Origin of the sequence: Marinobacter salarius (assembly GCF_032922745.1) — a bacterium.
Lineage (GTDB): Bacteria > Pseudomonadota > Gammaproteobacteria > Pseudomonadales > Oleiphilaceae > Marinobacter.
Window position 1 is genome coordinate 1624203 of the sequence record NZ_CP136693.1, and the last position, 14545, is coordinate 1638747.

At 57.4% G+C, this 14545-nt stretch carries 14 protein-coding genes; 5 read left to right on the forward strand and 9 right to left on the reverse strand.

The annotated features are described in order from the left end of the window. Positions 1–12 precede the first annotated feature (12 nt). The 4 genes from rbfA (at position 13) to pnp (ending at position 4160) form a co-directional block, all read left to right on the forward strand. Positions 13–450: a 30S ribosome-binding factor RbfA gene (gene rbfA, locus R1T46_RS07470; protein WP_036207858.1), complete on the forward strand. Its 438-nt coding sequence runs from the start codon at positions 13–15 to the stop codon at positions 448–450. Further along, on the forward strand, positions 447–1367 hold the full coding sequence (truB, locus tag R1T46_RS07475) for a tRNA pseudouridine(55) synthase TruB (RefSeq protein WP_126811546.1): 921 nt from the start codon (positions 447–449) through the stop codon (positions 1365–1367). The genes rbfA and truB overlap by 4 nt, the downstream gene beginning before the upstream one ends. 91 nt (positions 1368–1458) lie before the next feature. Next, the gene (rpsO, locus tag R1T46_RS07480; RefSeq protein WP_007153099.1) at positions 1459–1728 is read left to right on the forward strand and encodes a 30S ribosomal protein S15; all 270 of its coding nucleotides are present in this window, start codon (positions 1459–1461) and stop codon (positions 1726–1728) included. A gap of 308 nt (positions 1729–2036) precedes the next feature. Continuing rightward, on the forward strand, positions 2037–4160 hold the full coding sequence (gene pnp, locus R1T46_RS07485) for a polyribonucleotide nucleotidyltransferase (protein ID WP_317307870.1): 2124 nt from the start codon (positions 2037–2039) through the stop codon (positions 4158–4160). Between the two features lie 239 nt (positions 4161–4399). Here pnp and R1T46_RS07490 read toward each other — a convergent pair whose 3' ends face one another. The 3 genes from R1T46_RS07490 to R1T46_RS07500 form a co-directional block, all read right to left on the reverse strand. After that, positions 4400–5266 (reverse strand): alpha/beta hydrolase, encoded by an 867-nt coding sequence (locus tag R1T46_RS07490; protein ID WP_317307871.1) that lies wholly within the window; start codon positions 5264–5266, stop codon positions 4400–4402. After that, positions 5236–7101 carry a DUF4105 domain-containing protein gene (locus R1T46_RS07495; protein ID WP_036208582.1) on the reverse strand — a complete coding sequence of 622 codons (1866 nt, stop codon included), beginning with the start codon at positions 7099–7101 and terminating at the stop codon, positions 5236–5238. Before R1T46_RS07495 ends, R1T46_RS07490 begins: the two co-directional genes overlap by 31 nt. Positions 7102–7199: 98 nt before the next feature. Then, positions 7200–7664: a DUF3015 domain-containing protein gene (locus tag R1T46_RS07500; RefSeq protein WP_317307872.1), complete on the reverse strand. Its 465-nt coding sequence runs from the start codon at positions 7662–7664 to the stop codon at positions 7200–7202. Positions 7665–7990: 326 nt separating this feature from the next. On the opposite strand from R1T46_RS07500, the gene R1T46_RS07505 reads away from it, so the two are divergent. Next, complete coding sequence (locus R1T46_RS07505) at positions 7991–8431, forward strand: hypothetical protein (RefSeq protein ID WP_317307873.1); 441 nt, start codon at positions 7991–7993, stop codon at positions 8429–8431. A 103-nt stretch (positions 8432–8534) separates the two neighbouring features. Here R1T46_RS07505 and R1T46_RS07510 read toward each other — a convergent pair whose 3' ends face one another. From R1T46_RS07510 to R1T46_RS07535, 6 genes are all read right to left on the reverse strand, one after another. Then, on the reverse strand, positions 8535–9236 hold the full coding sequence (locus R1T46_RS07510) for an ABC transporter ATP-binding protein (protein WP_007153092.1): 702 nt from the start codon (positions 9234–9236) through the stop codon (positions 8535–8537). A gap of 9 nt (positions 9237–9245) precedes the next feature. Then, on the reverse strand, positions 9246–10001 hold the full coding sequence (livG, locus tag R1T46_RS07515; RefSeq protein ID WP_317307874.1) for a high-affinity branched-chain amino acid ABC transporter ATP-binding protein LivG: 756 nt from the start codon (positions 9999–10001) through the stop codon (positions 9246–9248). Positions 10002–10007: 6 nt separating this feature from the next. Further along, entirely contained in the window at positions 10008–11279 is a 1272-nt protein-coding gene (locus tag R1T46_RS07520) for a high-affinity branched-chain amino acid ABC transporter permease LivM (protein ID WP_317307875.1), read from the reverse strand. Beyond that, entirely contained in the window at positions 11279–12202 is a 924-nt protein-coding gene (gene livH, locus R1T46_RS07525) for a high-affinity branched-chain amino acid ABC transporter permease LivH (protein ID WP_317307876.1), read from the reverse strand. The genes R1T46_RS07520 and livH overlap by 1 nt, the downstream gene beginning before the upstream one ends. A 161-nt stretch (positions 12203–12363) precedes the next feature. Continuing rightward, entirely contained in the window at positions 12364–13476 is a 1113-nt protein-coding gene (locus R1T46_RS07530; RefSeq protein WP_317307877.1) for a branched-chain amino acid ABC transporter substrate-binding protein, read from the reverse strand. Positions 13477–13640: 164 nt separating this feature from the next. After that, positions 13641–14486, reverse strand: a complete 846-nt coding sequence (locus tag R1T46_RS07535) for a tetratricopeptide repeat protein (protein WP_317308278.1) — start codon at positions 14484–14486, stop codon at positions 13641–13643. Between the last annotated feature and the right edge of the window lie 59 nt (positions 14487–14545).

The following is a 14545-nucleotide window of genomic DNA, read 5'->3' on the forward strand; positions in this document are numbered from 1 at the left end:
AAAGGAAACCTGATGCCAAGAGAGTTCAGCCGGATTGATCGCATCGGCGATCAGATGCAGCGGGAGCTGGCCCAGCTCATCCAGCGGGAGGTCAAAGACCCGCGGGTGGGCATGGTCACGGTGAATGCCGTCAAGGTGAGCCGTGACCTGGGGTATGCAGACGTTTACGTATCGCTGCTGACCACCGAAGAGCTGACCGAGGAGTCGCCGCAGGTGCGGGATTCCCTGACAGTGCTGAATAAAGCGGCTGGCTTCCTGAAAGGGCAGGTCGGCCGTGCCATGAAATTGCGGGTGACGCCCCAGTTGCGTTTTCATTTCGATACGTTGCTTGGGCACAGCCGTCACATGGACAACCTGATTCGGGAAGCGGTTGGCGACAAGCCAGTGGTTGACCGTGACGACGACGCCCGCAACGACGGGGCGTCTGATGATCCGGAGCAAAAGGCTTGAGTCGACGTCGTAAAGGTCGCGATGTAAACGGCATACTGGTGATCGACAAGCCGATGGACATTACGTCCAACGGCATCCTGCAGCAGGTAAAACGCCTGTTCGGGGCGGCCAAGGCCGGTCACACCGGTGCGTTGGACCCGCTGGCCACGGGCGTGTTGCCGTTGTGCTTTGGTGAAGCCACCAAGTTTTCCCAGATGATGCTGGACAGCGACAAAGCCTACATCGCCACCGCTCGCCTGGGTGTCCGTACCGAAACCGGGGACAGCGAAGGTGCCGTGGTTGCTGAGAAACCTGTGCCCCCTGGGCTCGATGCCGATGCACTGGAACCGGTGTTGGAGCGCTTTCGTGGCGATATCCAGCAGGTTCCCTCCATGTACTCCGCGCTAAAGCACAAGGGCAAACCGCTCTATGAATACGCGCGCGAAGGTATTGAGGTGGAGCGTCCGTCGCGCCCGGTGACCATATACGAGCTGACGCTGCTGGAGGTGCGCGAGACCGAGATTGATATCGCGGTAAGTTGCACGAAAGGCACCTATATTCGCTCGCTGGTGGAGGACATTGGCGAGGCATTGGGCTGCGGTGCCCATGTCACGGCACTGCGCCGCACCATGGCCTCCGGTTTCACGCTGGCGGATGCCCGTGAGGTTTCAATGCTGGAGTCCATGCGCGAAGAAGGTGAAAGTCTGGATGGCCTGCTGGTGGCCCCGGATGCTGCTCTGTCCATGTTCCCGGAGCGGGATCTGGAAGGCAGTTCGCTGGTGTCGATATTGAACGGACAACCAGTTAGAATATCTGGTCAGCCCGCGGAAGGGTTCGTTCGCCTTTATGGCAACGGGCGTTTTGTCGGGCTGGCGGAAGGATTCCCGGAGGGGGAGGCGACCAAACTGGTGCCTCGTCGTCTGGTGAAGAGTGGCTGATAGCCCTTTGAGGGTTATTGCCAGTTAGCCGGGCTGTAGAGATGCGTGGTTCGGCCGAATTCGATAGCATCGCGACAATGAGGTGAGTTTTATGGCACTTTCTGCCGACGAGAAAGCACAGATCGTTAAGGATTTTCAGCAGGGTGATGGCGATACCGGTTCTCCTGAAGTTCAGGTTGCACTGTTGAGCCACAACATCAACAAGCTGCAGGATCACTTCAAGACCAACAAGCAGGATCACCATTCCCGCCGTGGTCTGATCCGGATGGTTAACCAGCGTCGTAAACTGCTGGATTACCTGAAGCGTAAGAACGCAGACCGCTACCTGGACCTGATCCAGCGTCTGAGCCTGCGTCGCTAATCCGGTTGTACTTAACGGCCGGCGGGGCTTTGATAGCCCCGCTGGTTGTGCCTCTCTCCTGCATCGTGTCTGTCTGTGAACCCTGAAGGAACTCCCTGTCGTAACGGAAAGCTGAAATTGATAGCAGGTTGTTGAAAAGCCCGGTTTAGCCAGGTGGCTTACGCCCCGGGGTTTTGCAACAGCCTGTTAGCTTTCAGACGGGCTACCCTTCAGTTCATCACTTCAGGCGATGTTGCAGTTATAGCGGATAATTCGCAGGGGCGAGTTATCCGGGTCAACCAATTGAAATGATGAATTCAGGAGTTACCGTGGATCTTAATCCCGTTAAAAAATCGTTCGAACTCGGCGGCAAGACCGTCACCATTGAAACCGGTTGCATCGCCCGCCAGGCCACCGGCTCTGTGCTGGTCACTGTAGACGACATTTCGGTACTGGGTACCGTGGTTGCGGCCAAGGAAGCCAAGCCGGGCCAGCCGTTTTTCCCGCTGACCGTTAACTACTTCGAGAAAACCTACGCTGTGGGCAAAATCCCGGGTGGTTTCTTCAAGCGTGAAGGCCGTCCGTCCGAGAAAGAAACCCTGACGTCTCGCCTGATTGACCGTCCGATTCGTCCGCTGTTTCCCAAGGGATTCATGAACGAAACCCAGGTCATCACGACGGTCATGTCCTCCAGCAAGAACCAGGATCCGGATATTGCCGCCATGCTGGCCGCTTCCGCCGCCCTGTCCATCTCCGGTATCCCGTTCGATGGTCCTATCGGTGCATCCCGCGTCGCATACACCAATGAGCGTGGCTACTTCCTGAACCCGACCTTTGAAGAACTGGAAACCTCCCTGCTGGACATGGTGGTTGCCGGTACTGAAGACGCGGTTCTGATGGTTGAATCCGAAGCCAAGGGCCTGACAGAAGACCAGATGCTGGGCGCCGTGCTCTTCGGGCACCAGGAAATGCAGACAGCGGTTACCGCGATCAAGGAATTTGCCGCTGAAGTTGGCAAGCCTCGTTGGGAGTGGCAGCCAGAAGCAGAGAACACTGAGCTTCTGAACGCTGTAAAGGCTGACTTTTCGGCCGATATCGAGCAGGCCTATGGCATCCGTGACAAGATGGAGCGCTATGCCCGCTTGAGCGAGATCAAGTCCGCTGCCGTTGAAAAACTGGCCGGAGAAGAAGAAGGTCAGCCGGCGGAAGACGAAGTGAAGAAGTATTTCGCCAAGGTTGAGAAGACCATCGTTCGCCAGCAGGTTATCGACGGCAAGCCTCGTATCGACGGCCGCGACAACAAGACCGTTCGCCCGATCGAAGTGGAAGTTGGCGTTCTGCCCAGCACCCACGGCTCTGCCCTGTTCACCCGTGGCGAGACCCAGGCCATCGTAACCACCACGCTCGGTACCGCGCGTGATATGCAGATCATCGATGCCCTGGAAGGTGAGCGTAAAGACCCGTTCCTGTTCCACTACAACTTCCCTCCGTACTCCGTTGGCGAAGCTGGCCGTGTGGGTACGCCGGGTCGTCGTGAAGTTGGTCACGGCCGTCTGGCCAAGCGTGGTGTGGCAGCGGTTATGCCCACCATGGAAGAATTCCCGTACACCATCCGTGCGGTATCAGAGATCACTGAATCCAACGGTTCCAGCTCCATGGCGTCTGTCTGTGGTTCCAGCCTGGCACTGATGGATGCGGGCGTGCCCATCAAGGCGCCGGTGGCCGGTATCGCCATGGGTCTGGTCAAGGAAGGCGACCAGTTCGCGGTTCTGACCGATATCCTGGGTGATGAGGATCACCTCGGCGATATGGACTTTAAAGTGGCGGGTACCTCTGAGGGTATCACTGCTCTGCAGATGGACATCAAGATTCAGGGCATCACCGACGAGATCATGGAAATTGCGCTGGATCAGGCCAATGCAGCACGTCTGCACATCCTGGGTGAGATGGCCAAGGTTATCTCTGCACCGCGCAAAGAGCTTTCCAGCCGTGCGCCGAGCATCACGACCATCAAGATCAACCCGGAGAAGATCCGCGACGTTATCGGCAAGGGCGGTTCCACTATCCGCTCCATCTGTGACGAGACCGGTGCTTCCATCGATCTGGATGACGATGGCAACGTGAAGATCTATGCCGACAATCAGGATGCGGCCAATGCTGCGATGAAGCGGGTGATGGAAATCACTGCGGAAATCGAAGTTGGCGCTATCTACAGCGGTCGCGTTGAGCGCATCGTGGACTTCGGTGCCTTCGTTAACATCCTGCCTGGCAAGGATGGTCTGGTGCACATTTCCCAGATCTCCGAGCGCCGTATCGAGAACGTGACTGACGAGCTGAGCGAAGGTCAGGAAGTTCTGGTGAAGGTTCTGGACGTCGACAACCGTGGTCGCGTGAAGCTGTCCATGAAGGAAGTGAAGGAAGGTGAGCAGCCGACGGATCTGTCCGCGCTGTAATTCTGCCTCCCGTAGGTCGGATTAGCCGCAAGGCGTAATCCGACAAAAAAGCCCGCCACTCATTTGAGCCTGGCGGGCTTTTTGTTTGTTGGCCTTCGAGATTCGGAGTCAGAGCGCGCCGGGCAAGGCTGTTCAGGAATCGCCACAAGCACGTCCATGTGGGCTCGGGCTCCGCCATCCATGGCTCCGCACGTTCCTGAACAGCCTTGCCCTGCGCGCTCCACGAATCTTTTTCGCGCCTACTGCCTCATAAAATCCAGAACTTCTTCTTTGTACCCCGGAATCACAAATGTCGACGCATGCCCGGTATCCGTCTGTAAAAACCGCTTGGACTCTTTTGCTGCCCGGTATAACCGCTCCCCATGATGAAACGGAATAATCCCATCCCGCTCACTGTGAATAACCATCACCGGTACCGGGCTTATGTCGGCAATACGCTCATAGGCTTCATACTCGTCCGTAATGGTCCAACTCAGGGGGATCTGAAGCGGCCAGGTCAACCAGAAGTCGCCGAGTTTTTCACGGGCAATGGCGCGGAAGCCGGAGAAGGTGCCGTCGAGGATCACGCCGTCCAGGGGTGGTTGCTCGCCCCGCTTTACCCATTCACTGGCCAGGGCGGTTCCCAGTGCGCCACCCAGGCTCTGGCCCAGCAGGAACAGGGGCTGGTTCTGTACGTTCGGCTGGTCAACCAGCCATCGCAGGCCGGTCTCTGCGTCGTGCAGGGTGCCTTCTATGTCCGGTGCGCCGGTGGAGCGCCCATACCCCCGGTAGTCGATCAGAAAGACGTTGTAGTGTTTCTCAGGCAGCCAGGCGACGTTCATGATGTGGCTGCTGATGTTCTGGGCGTTGCCGTGAAGAAAGTAAACAGTGCCTTTCGGTTCGGAGCTGGCGGGGAGCCACCAGCCGTGGAGGGTTTCGCCGTCGGGGGTTTCCACGAACACATTTTCGTAGTCCAGGTTCAGGCGGTCCGGGGTGATGTAGGTGACCTGGTCCGGATAGAAGAACACGCTGCTGCAGCCGGTCTGCAGCAGCAGGGTAAACGCGGCGGTGAGGCCGGCCAGTGTTCTCTGAATTGTCAGAAGTAGGCGTGGAGTCCGAGTTGCCATGTGCTGCGGTACCTGTCGTAGTGGTCTTCACGGCTGAATTTTCCGAACAGGCTGAAGTCCCGTTCGAGGTGCCAGTTGCCTTCCAGGTAGGCCTGATCCTGTCGGTGTTGGCTGCTGACGATCCAGGCTTTGGTTTTCACGCCGCCCAGAAGGCTGAACTGGTTGTTCTGATGCAGTATACCCAGGTCGGCGCCGGGGGCGGCGTCGTAGCCGCGTCCCAGGTCGTCGTCGATTTCCAGGTCGGCAGTGGCCATGGCGAAGGCTTGGGTGCCGGGTGCCAGCTGCCAGCTGCCACCGGCGCCGCCCTCCAGGTAGGGGGTGAATACGCGGTTGGTTTCGGTGTCAGTGCGGCGGCCGCCGAAGCCGACTTGCCAGGATAGCGGCGAGAAGAACTGGTTGCGCGGCGAGAGTGAGCGGATTTCCACGCCGGTCAGCTGTTCAATCTGTACTTCGTTGTTGTCCGTGTACAGGCGGGCATCCAGTCGTAGGAACTGGAGCTGTGCTCCGCCACGGTAGCCGGCGGGTGGGTCAAGTATATCGTGATAGGCGGGGCGTAACGTGAGTTCGCTGAAGTTGCGGTCACCCATGCGCCCGCCGCTGACGCTGGCGCGAAAGGTGTCATGGCCCTGGTCGTCCCGGATGGCAGGCTCAGGGGGGCTGTCCTTTATCGCGACTCCGCGGATCTTGCTGCGTTCCCTTAGCAGGTCATGGGAGAGTGGGGCTGCATGTTCCCTGGGCCAGCCCTCGGCTTCGCTTTGGTAACGAACATAGTCGTAGGTGGCGTCCAGCACCCGCGCACGCGGTTCATCGTTCAATGCCTGTACCTCGGGTGCATCGGCATCCACATAGCCGTTGGCGATGGCGGCGGCGAGTGTCTGATGGTCGTCGGGCAGGGCGTCGATGCGGTGGCTGACGTTGGTCGCCGCAGACGGGCGGTAGTAGACGGAGTCGACAAGTCCCTTGTCGACAACCCATCGCACCGTGTCCGAGGGAATGGCATGGGTGCCGACTTCCCCCAGCAGGTCGGTGCCGGGCCGGGCGACGTCGATCAGGGCCAGCAGGCGGTAGGCGCAGTTCTCGTCAAAAAAATAGTAATCGAAATTGCGCTCGCGTATCTCCCAGGTATGGGCGAGCATCATGTCCACTTCCGCCTGGGTGAGGTTGAGTGTGTACTCCCACAGGTCCCGGTGCTCAATGTCGGAATAGAGGCGAATTTTTTCGTAGTAGGGCTGGATGGAGGTAATGCCCGGGTAGCCACCAAAAATGCCCTTATAGGCGAACAGAATTTCGCTATCGTGGGCGGCCGCATCGGCGGCGTAAGAGATGGTGTTGGCCAGGATCAGGTTCGTTTCCTCGTCTTCCCTGGGCGGGTCCAGTCGCAGGAACGTATGGCCAAACATGGACGACGGACTGTTCAGGTAGGACGCGGCAAATACCAGTGTCACGGTTTCGGTATTCAACTCGTCGGTCCACTCCTCGAAAGCGGGGCAACTTGCGGGTTGCCCGGGCAGGTCCAGTTGTGCCCTTAGCCAGCGGTCCCGTGCCGGGAAGCGGCAGCGCGCGTGCTCATTCCCGCCTCCGGGCTGGGTGATGGCCGCGACTGTGGCTTCCAGTTCCGCCTTTGGTGAGGTTTTGCCGTTATCGCTGAGGTAGAAGGCATCGTCGTCCGCCTGACCGGTGTAGCCGTCGCCGAAGCGGTCGGGTTGGTAATGGAGCAGGGTCAACCACGCAGGATTCTGATGTAGGTTTCCGGTGTCGGGGAGCGATGTTGCAAATGCATTGAAACAGGATGCTAGCCATATAGGGGCCAGGGCGAACCGAAGCAAAGTGCGCATGGATGGTCAGTCAATTCCGGGTTAGGCGACGGGTGGATGGTGAGACATTCGTTGCGCCGTCCATGGCGCGCAAACTCCTTTTTCTTCGCGCCCGAAGATCAGGCGGCTACGTACTTGCTCAGCGTATCGTTCTGCTCCAGCAGGGCTACGATGGCATCGACAGCCTCGCCAGAGGTGGTGTCGGACGATGGGAAGATGGTGGCGAAGTTGTCCTGCAGAACTTTGCGGAAAGAGTCGCGATCCGCTTCGTCCACACCCAGCAGCACGGCCACCGTGTCCAGGTTTTCGCCGGAGCCACGGGACATGTCGCGGGCAACCTTATCGATGTTGCTGTCCATGTACATGGCCATGGATTGCACAGACTGGTTGGTCTGACAACCCAGGGTGCCGGTGGTCATACCAAACGTCTGGTTACCGAAAGTACCGTTGGTGGTTGCTGCCAGAACGTGGGGGGCGATGCCTGACTGTCCTTTCCAGATCATTGCACCTACGCCGCAACCAGGCTGAGCAAAGGCCAGGGTAGAAGCACCCATGAGCAGTGCACCTGCGATGAGTTTTTTCATTATCCACTCCTTGTTTGGTTTAGCTGTCGTCGCAAACGCGCCATACCCACCTGAAAGGGTCCCGGGACCGGCGCGCTAACGGCCCTGACTGATTTCCCGTGGAGACAGGTTGACCGTTGACTCTGAGTATAGTTGAAATCTCAGGAAGGCAAATTACAAAGGCGCTGAGTGATTGATTTGGCCCATAAATCCAAAGTGTGATCATGTGTTCATATTTCTAAATCGGCTAAAAAACGTTCTTTTGAAACGATCTTGTTATATAGGGTCGGTTTGGGTATAGTGCGCGCGGCCATGAAGGCTTGTACACAACACATGGAGATTGAGTTTTGAAAAAAGTTCTTGTCGCATCATCACTGATTCTTGCCGGCGCACTGACTGGCTGTTCCTCACTGAACACCAGTGCTCCTTCCCTGCCGCTGTCCGGCTCCGTCGCTACCGACGTTAAGGCCGACATCGAAGTAGGCGAGAAAATCTCTGGTCAATCCTCGGCAACCAAGGTTCTGTTCTTTACCCTGGGCGCTGAAACTGAATACGCTGACGGCGTTGCCTACTCTGCCGGCGGTAACGGTGGCAGTGCATTGCCTTTCGCGCTGCCGAATCCAGTTGAAGCTGTTAAGGCAGCTGCCGCCTACAACGCCATTCAGGAATCCGGTGCTGACGTGATTGTCGCTCCACGTTACACCGTCCAGAAGGACGATTACGTGGTATTCGGAACCATCAACGTATCCGTTGAAGGTTACAAGGGCACCATCAAGAGCGTTAAGTAAGTGATTGCTTGATGCCAGGTGTTACAAAAAAGCCGGAACATGACACCATGTTCCGGCTTTTTTGCGTTTAGTTACGCCCTTCTATCGGCGGGTGGCTATCCCATCAACCACCGAGATAGGCATTCTGAACGTCCGGGTTGGCCAGTAGGTTTTTCCCGGTATCGTGCAGGCGGATGCGTCCGGTTTCCAGCACGTAGCCTCGATCGGCCAGGTTCAGAGCCTGATGTGCATTCTGTTCCACCAGGAACACAGTAATACCTTCTTCGCGCAGCTTCCCGATAATCTCGAAGATCTGTTTGATCACCAGCGGCGCCAGCCCAAGCGAGGGCTCGTCCAGGATGATCATATTCGGTTTGCTCATCAGCGCCCGCCCGATGGCCAGCATCTGCTGCTCGCCACCCGACATGGTGCCTGCCCGCTGGTGTTCCCGCTCCTTCAGGCGCGGGAACAGTTCGTAGACGTGGTCCTGGCTTTTGCGGATTTCCGATTTGGTGTTGAAAAAACCGCCCATGTGGAGGTTTTCTTCAACGGTCAGGCCAGAAAACACGCGCCGGCCTTCCGGCACGATGGCAATGCCCGAGCGCATGATGTTCGACGTGAGGTCACGGGTGATGTCCCGTCCCTGGAGAATCACCCGGCCAGAGGTGGCCTGAGGATTCCCGCAGACGGTCATCAGCAGGGTAGTCTTACCGGCGCCATTGGCACCGATCAACGACACGATCTCACCTTTCTTTACTTCAACAGAAACCCCGTGAAGTGCCTCGATCTTGCCGTAATGGGTATGGACGTCTTCTAGTACAAGCATGGTTATTCCTCAGGCCTCACCCAGATAGGCTTTGATGACATCATCGTTGCGGCGAATCTCATCCGGTGTGCCGCTGGCCAGGGGGCGCCCCTGGTTGATTACAGTAATGCGGTCGGAGATGTCCATCACCAGGCTCATGTCGTGCTCAATCAGCACCACAGAGACGTTGTAGTCTTCCTTAAGACTGATAATCAGCTGATTCAGGTCTTTGGTTTCGGCCGGGTTCAGGCCGGCAGCGGGTTCATCCAGCATCAGCAGCTCGGGCTCGGTCACCATGCAGCGGGCGATCTCAAGACGGCGCTGTTGGCCATAGGCCAGATTGCCAGCTTCCCGGTTCGCCATGTCCGTCAGCCCCACCCGGTCCAGCCAGTAGGCGGCCCGGTCCAGCGACTTTTGCTCTTTCTCCCGATAGTTGGGCGTATTCAGGATGCCGGAGAGCAGGTTGGTGTTGAGGTGGCGGTGCTGGGCCACCAGCAGGTTTTCCACCACCGTCATACGGCTGAACAGTCGCACGTGCTGAAAGGTTCGGACCAAACCAAGTCGGGAAATCTTATAGTCCGGCTTACCCTGGATTTCGCCTCCCTTGAACAGGATCTTGCCACCAGTGGGTTTGTAGAAACCGCTCATGCAGTTAAATACCGTGGTTTTGCCGGCCCCGTTGGGGCCGATGATCGCCACAATCTCATGTTCCTGTACGTCCAGCGACACCTGATCCACCGCCAGGAGCCCGCCAAAGCGCATCGACAGATTCTGTACTTCAAGCATTATCCGTCACTCCTGCTTTTTCAGTTCAATGTGGATGCGTCGCATGGGCAGCAGGCCTTGCGGGCGCCAGACCATCATCAGCACCATGGCCGCGCCGAAGATCAGCATCCGGTACTCGGAGAACTCCCGCGCCAGTTCCGGCAGTATAGTGACCGCAATTGCAGCGAGAATGACCCCCATCTGGGAGCCCATGCCGCCTAGCACCACAATCGCCAGAATGATGGCCGATTCCAGGAACACAAAGGATTCCGGGCTGATAAAGCCCTGTTTGGAGGCGAACACCGTACCGGCGAAGCCGGCGAAGAAAGCGCCGATGGTAAAGGCGGAAAGCTTGACCGCAGTCCGGTTCAACCCCAGGGATTTAGCCGCAATCTCGTCTTCGCGGAGGGCTTCCCAGGCACGGCCTACGGGCATGCGCATCAGGCGGCGAATAGCGATAGCGGTAATGACGGCCAGTACCAGGGCAATCAGATAGAGGAAAATGACCTTGTGCTCACCGCTGTAGGCAATGCCGAAGGTTTCATGGAACGACGTATTGCCTTCCTCCTTCACCCGGCGGCCGAACTCCATGCCAAACAGAGTGGGGTCGGGAATGCCGCCGATACCATTGGGCCCGCCCGTCAGGTTGGTCATGTTATTCAGCAGGATGCGGATGATTTCCCCAAACCCGAGTGTGACGATGGCCAGGTAATCCCCGCGCAATCGCAGTACCGGAAAGCCGAGCACCAGCCCGAACAGGGCAGCGAGCAGGGCGCCGATCGGCAGCGCGAACCAGAATGAAACGCCGTAATACTGCGACAGCATGGCAAAGGTGTATGCACCTACGGCGTAGAACGCGACGTAGCCCAGATCCAGCAGGCCCGCGAGGCCGACAACCACATTCAGGCCCAGTGCCAGCATGACGTAGATCAGCACCAGGGTGGACAGATCCACCGCGCCGCGAGAGGCAATAAACGGCCAGATGAGGGCGCCTATGATCATCAATGTGAGCAGGACAGAATCCAGTTTCAGTCGCTTACTCTGTTCCATGGGCTTGCGGTTGGCCAGCGGGTTTACTGCAGGCAGTTGCCGCAGTGACCCCATCAGCGTGTCCCGGAACAACTGGAACAGGAAGACAATAACCGCTGCCAGCAGCACACCGATAACGGTAGAGGTCTTGGCCCCTTCAAGGGTAACCGTGGTGCCTTCGCTGGCCAGGTTGAATCCCAGAATGGGGTACGAAATGATCAGGGTGACAATGGCGCAAAACAGCGCGTGTTTCAGGTTATGAGCAACCATCAGATCTTTTCAACCTCCGGTTTGCCGAGCAGGCCGGTGGGTTTGAACAGCAGAATCAGGATAAGCAGGCCGAACGATACAACGTCCTTGTACTCACCGCTGAGGTAACCGGAGGTCATGCTCTCGGCAACTCCTAGAATAAGCCCTCCAAGCATGGCGCCGGGAATACTTCCAATACCCCCCAGGACGGCGGCCGTAAATGCCTTCAGCCCCGCAATGAATCCAAACAGCGGATCAATGGAGCCGTAGTACATACCCAGAAGCAGGCCCGCGACGGCCGCCAGTGCGGCACCGATCACAAACGTCGCGGAAATGATGCGGTTGGTGTCGATGCCCAGCAGATTGGCCATGCCCAGATCCTGGGAGACGGCCCGACAGGCGCGGCCGATGCGGGAGCGGGATATGAACAGGGAGAGGATTGTCATGCAGATCAATGTGGTAACGAATATGGTGACTTGCATGTAGGAGATAGAGGTCTGGAATGAATCTTCGGCACCGAACCGGAATCCGCCTTCTATCAGCGCAGGAAAACCGATGTTGCGTGATCCCTGGGCAAGATGGACGTAGTTCTGAAGAAAGATGGACATGCCGATGGCGGAGATCAGCGGGATCAGGCGATGCTTTCCGCGAACCGGTCTGTAGGCCACCCGCTCCACCGCCCAGCCCATTGAGCTGGAAACGATCATCGCGCAGACCAGCGCCACGATCAGTATCAGCGGCAGCCAGGCAATGCCCAGTGCGGCAAGGCCGGTGATGGCGATCAGGGCGGTGTAGGCGCCGATCATGTAAATCTCACCATGGGCAAAGTTGATCATGCCGATGATGCCGTAAACCATCGTGTAACCGATGGCGATCAGGGCGTAGGTGCTCCCGATCGTCAGCCCGTTAATGAGCTGCTGAATAAAATACAGGAGGTCTTGCATCTGTGTGGGACTCCGATAGCCTGCCCCTTCCACTGCATGCAGGCTCGGCCCGGGGTGCCGGGCGTACTGGATACAGGATCATCAGGGGCCTAGAAAAACACCTTCTCCCGGATCGCGGTGAGAAGGTGTTCTCATAATTACCGTTTGTTAACGATTGCGGCTTAGTTTACCGGAGTTTTGCTGCCATCTGAATGCCATTCGTAGACAACAAACTCAAACGATTCCATATCGCCCTTGCCGTCGTACTCAACGGTACCGATGGGCGTCTGGAATGTGCCTGCGCGCAGCGCTTCGGCAACATCGAACGGATCCGTTGATTCGGCGGCTTCAATGCCATCGGCAATCAGCTGTACGGCGGTGTAGGACGTCAGTACGAAAGGACCGGAAGGATCTTCGCCTTTTTCTTCAAAGGCCTGGACCAGTTCCTGGTTTTCGTCTTTCTCATCGAAGCTCGGCGGCAACGTGACCAGCAGGCCTTCGGCCGCATCGCCGGCGATGGTGTTGATGTCTTTGTTGCCCACACCTTCCGGGCCCATGAAAGTGGCGTCAAGATCGGCCTGTTGTGCCTGGCGCAGGATCAAGCCGAGTTCCGGGTGGTAGCCGCCATAATAGACGTAGTCCACGTCAGCCTGCCTGAGCTTGGTAACCAGCGATGAAAAGTCCTTGGCACCGGCGGTAATACCTTCAAACATGGCCACTTCAACACCGGCTTCTTCGAGGGTGTCACGAACAGCCGTTGCGATGCCTTCACCGTACTGCTGTTTGTCGTGAACAACGGCGACACGTTCCGGCTTCTGGCTGATCAGGTAGTTGGCGGCGACCGGGCCCTGCATGCTGTCCAGACCGATGGTACGGAATACCAGTTCATAGCCTCGCTCGGTAATATCAGGGCTGGTCGATGCTGGCGTCACCATCAGGATGCCTTCATCTTCGTAGATGTCGGAAGCCGGCTGGGTGGAGCTGGAGCACAAGTGGCCGACCACGAAGCGCACGCCTTCGTTGACCATGTTGTTGGCAACGGTGACGGCCTGCTTGGGATCACAAACGTCGTCCTGTTCAACGGCTACAAGTTTCTCTCCCATAACACCGCCATTGGCATTGATCTGTTCGATCGCCATGCGGGCACCGGAAAATTGCATATCACCGTACTGGGCGACAGGGCCGGTCATAGGTCCTGCGATACCTACCTTGATTTCGGCAGCGGCCTGGCCAGCGCCCATAACGGCAATGGATGTTGCAACAGCGGATACGAGTTTCTTGATTGGTGTTCTCATTGGGTCTGTCCTGTTTTGTGTCAGGGTTTTTCTTATGTTCTCAACGATGTAAACAAACAACACACCTGCCACCTTGTCAAGCGTGCAGCGTCAGTGAATGTGCCGGAAGGTCAAGTTTGTTTTTTCCGACAATAGACGAACAAAGTGCATGCCGGCCTGTCGCGTCAGGCGTCAGACTGGTCCACGTCGTCGGTAAAAATCAGTTTCCGGAAACTATCGTGATCCCTCAACTGTTCAAAGCTAGGGTCGACGGAGGCGTCGTCCTTATACGCCTCTGAGATATTAATCGCCTTTTGCAGCGTCGTCACTGCATCGTCCCAGCGACCGATTTCGGCATAGGCGCAGGCCAGCTGGTAGTGTGCATGACCGTTTTCAGGGGCCAGTTTCAGGGCGCGCTGGCACAGGCTGATCGCCCACAGTGGCTCCTGCATTTCCAGCACCGCATCGGCCTTGTAACTTAGTGCCTCCACGTCGTCAGGCCGCAGATCCAGGATCGTATCGTAGGCAGAAATCTTGTTCTGTTGAGAGGTTTCCTGACTGGCCTTCAACCAAAGAGAATGCACTTCGTTGGTGCGTTCGATCTCGGCCTGGTTCTGATGAATGATGTTGGATTTCTGCTTCAACTGATCTTCGATGAATTCCAGGCGCTTCTCATATTCGACGACCAGTTCGTTGACCCGCTTCTCGGCGAGGCTGGTGAGCTGGTTGCGCATGTCGCGAATTGAATTCCAGCCAATGACCACGAGAATGGAGGTGGCGCCAGCGATCAGGTAGAAAAAGTAGGTAACGGTATCGGTGGCGTACGACATGGTTTTGTCGGCCACCGAAAGCTCCTTGTCCACAACCTTTTCAATCAGCTCGGCGCGTGTGTTCATCATTTCCTTGCGCAGTGCTTTGGTTTCCTCCAGCAGGTACAGCTCGACAAACGGTGTATACATGGGTTCTTCCGCAGTGTCGATTCGTTGCCGCACGTCCTCGGCGGTAAGGTTCTCACCCGGCTCCTGGGCCATCGTGAAGGAGCTGAATAGCAGTGCGATCAGGCCTGAAGCGAAGAAGGTTGTCAGACGCT

Excerpts from the sequence above, each read along its gene's own strand:
- rbfA (WP_036207858.1), top strand. The coding sequence starts at position 13 with ATGCCAAGAGAGTTCAGCCGGATTGATCGCATCGGCGATCAGATGCAG.
- rpsO (WP_007153099.1), top strand. The coding sequence starts at position 1,459 with ATGGCACTTTCTGCCGACGAGAAAGCACAGATCGTTAAGGATTTTCAG.
- R1T46_RS07490 (WP_317307871.1), bottom strand. The coding sequence starts at position 5,266 with ATGGCAACTCGGACTCCACGCCTACTTCTGACAATTCAGAGAACACTG.
- R1T46_RS07495 (WP_036208582.1), bottom strand. The coding sequence starts at position 7,101 with ATGCGCACTTTGCTTCGGTTCGCCCTGGCCCCTATATGGCTAGCATCC.
- R1T46_RS07500 (WP_317307872.1), bottom strand. The coding sequence starts at position 7,664 with ATGAAAAAACTCATCGCAGGTGCACTGCTCATGGGTGCTTCTACCCTG.
- R1T46_RS07510 (WP_007153092.1), bottom strand. The coding sequence starts at position 9,236 with ATGCTTGTACTAGAAGACGTCCATACCCATTACGGCAAGATCGAGGCA.
- livG (WP_317307874.1), bottom strand. The coding sequence starts at position 10,001 with ATGCTTGAAGTACAGAATCTGTCGATGCGCTTTGGCGGGCTCCTGGCG.
- R1T46_RS07520 (WP_317307875.1), bottom strand. The coding sequence starts at position 11,279 with ATGGTTGCTCATAACCTGAAACACGCGCTGTTTTGCGCCATTGTCACC.
- livH (WP_317307876.1), bottom strand. The coding sequence starts at position 12,202 with ATGCAAGACCTCCTGTATTTTATTCAGCAGCTCATTAACGGGCTGACG.
- R1T46_RS07530 (WP_317307877.1), bottom strand. The coding sequence starts at position 13,476 with ATGAGAACACCAATCAAGAAACTCGTATCCGCTGTTGCAACATCCATT.
- R1T46_RS07535 (WP_317308278.1), bottom strand. The coding sequence starts at position 14,486 with ATGGCCCAGGAGCCGGGTGAGAACCTTACCGCCGAGGACGTGCGGCAA.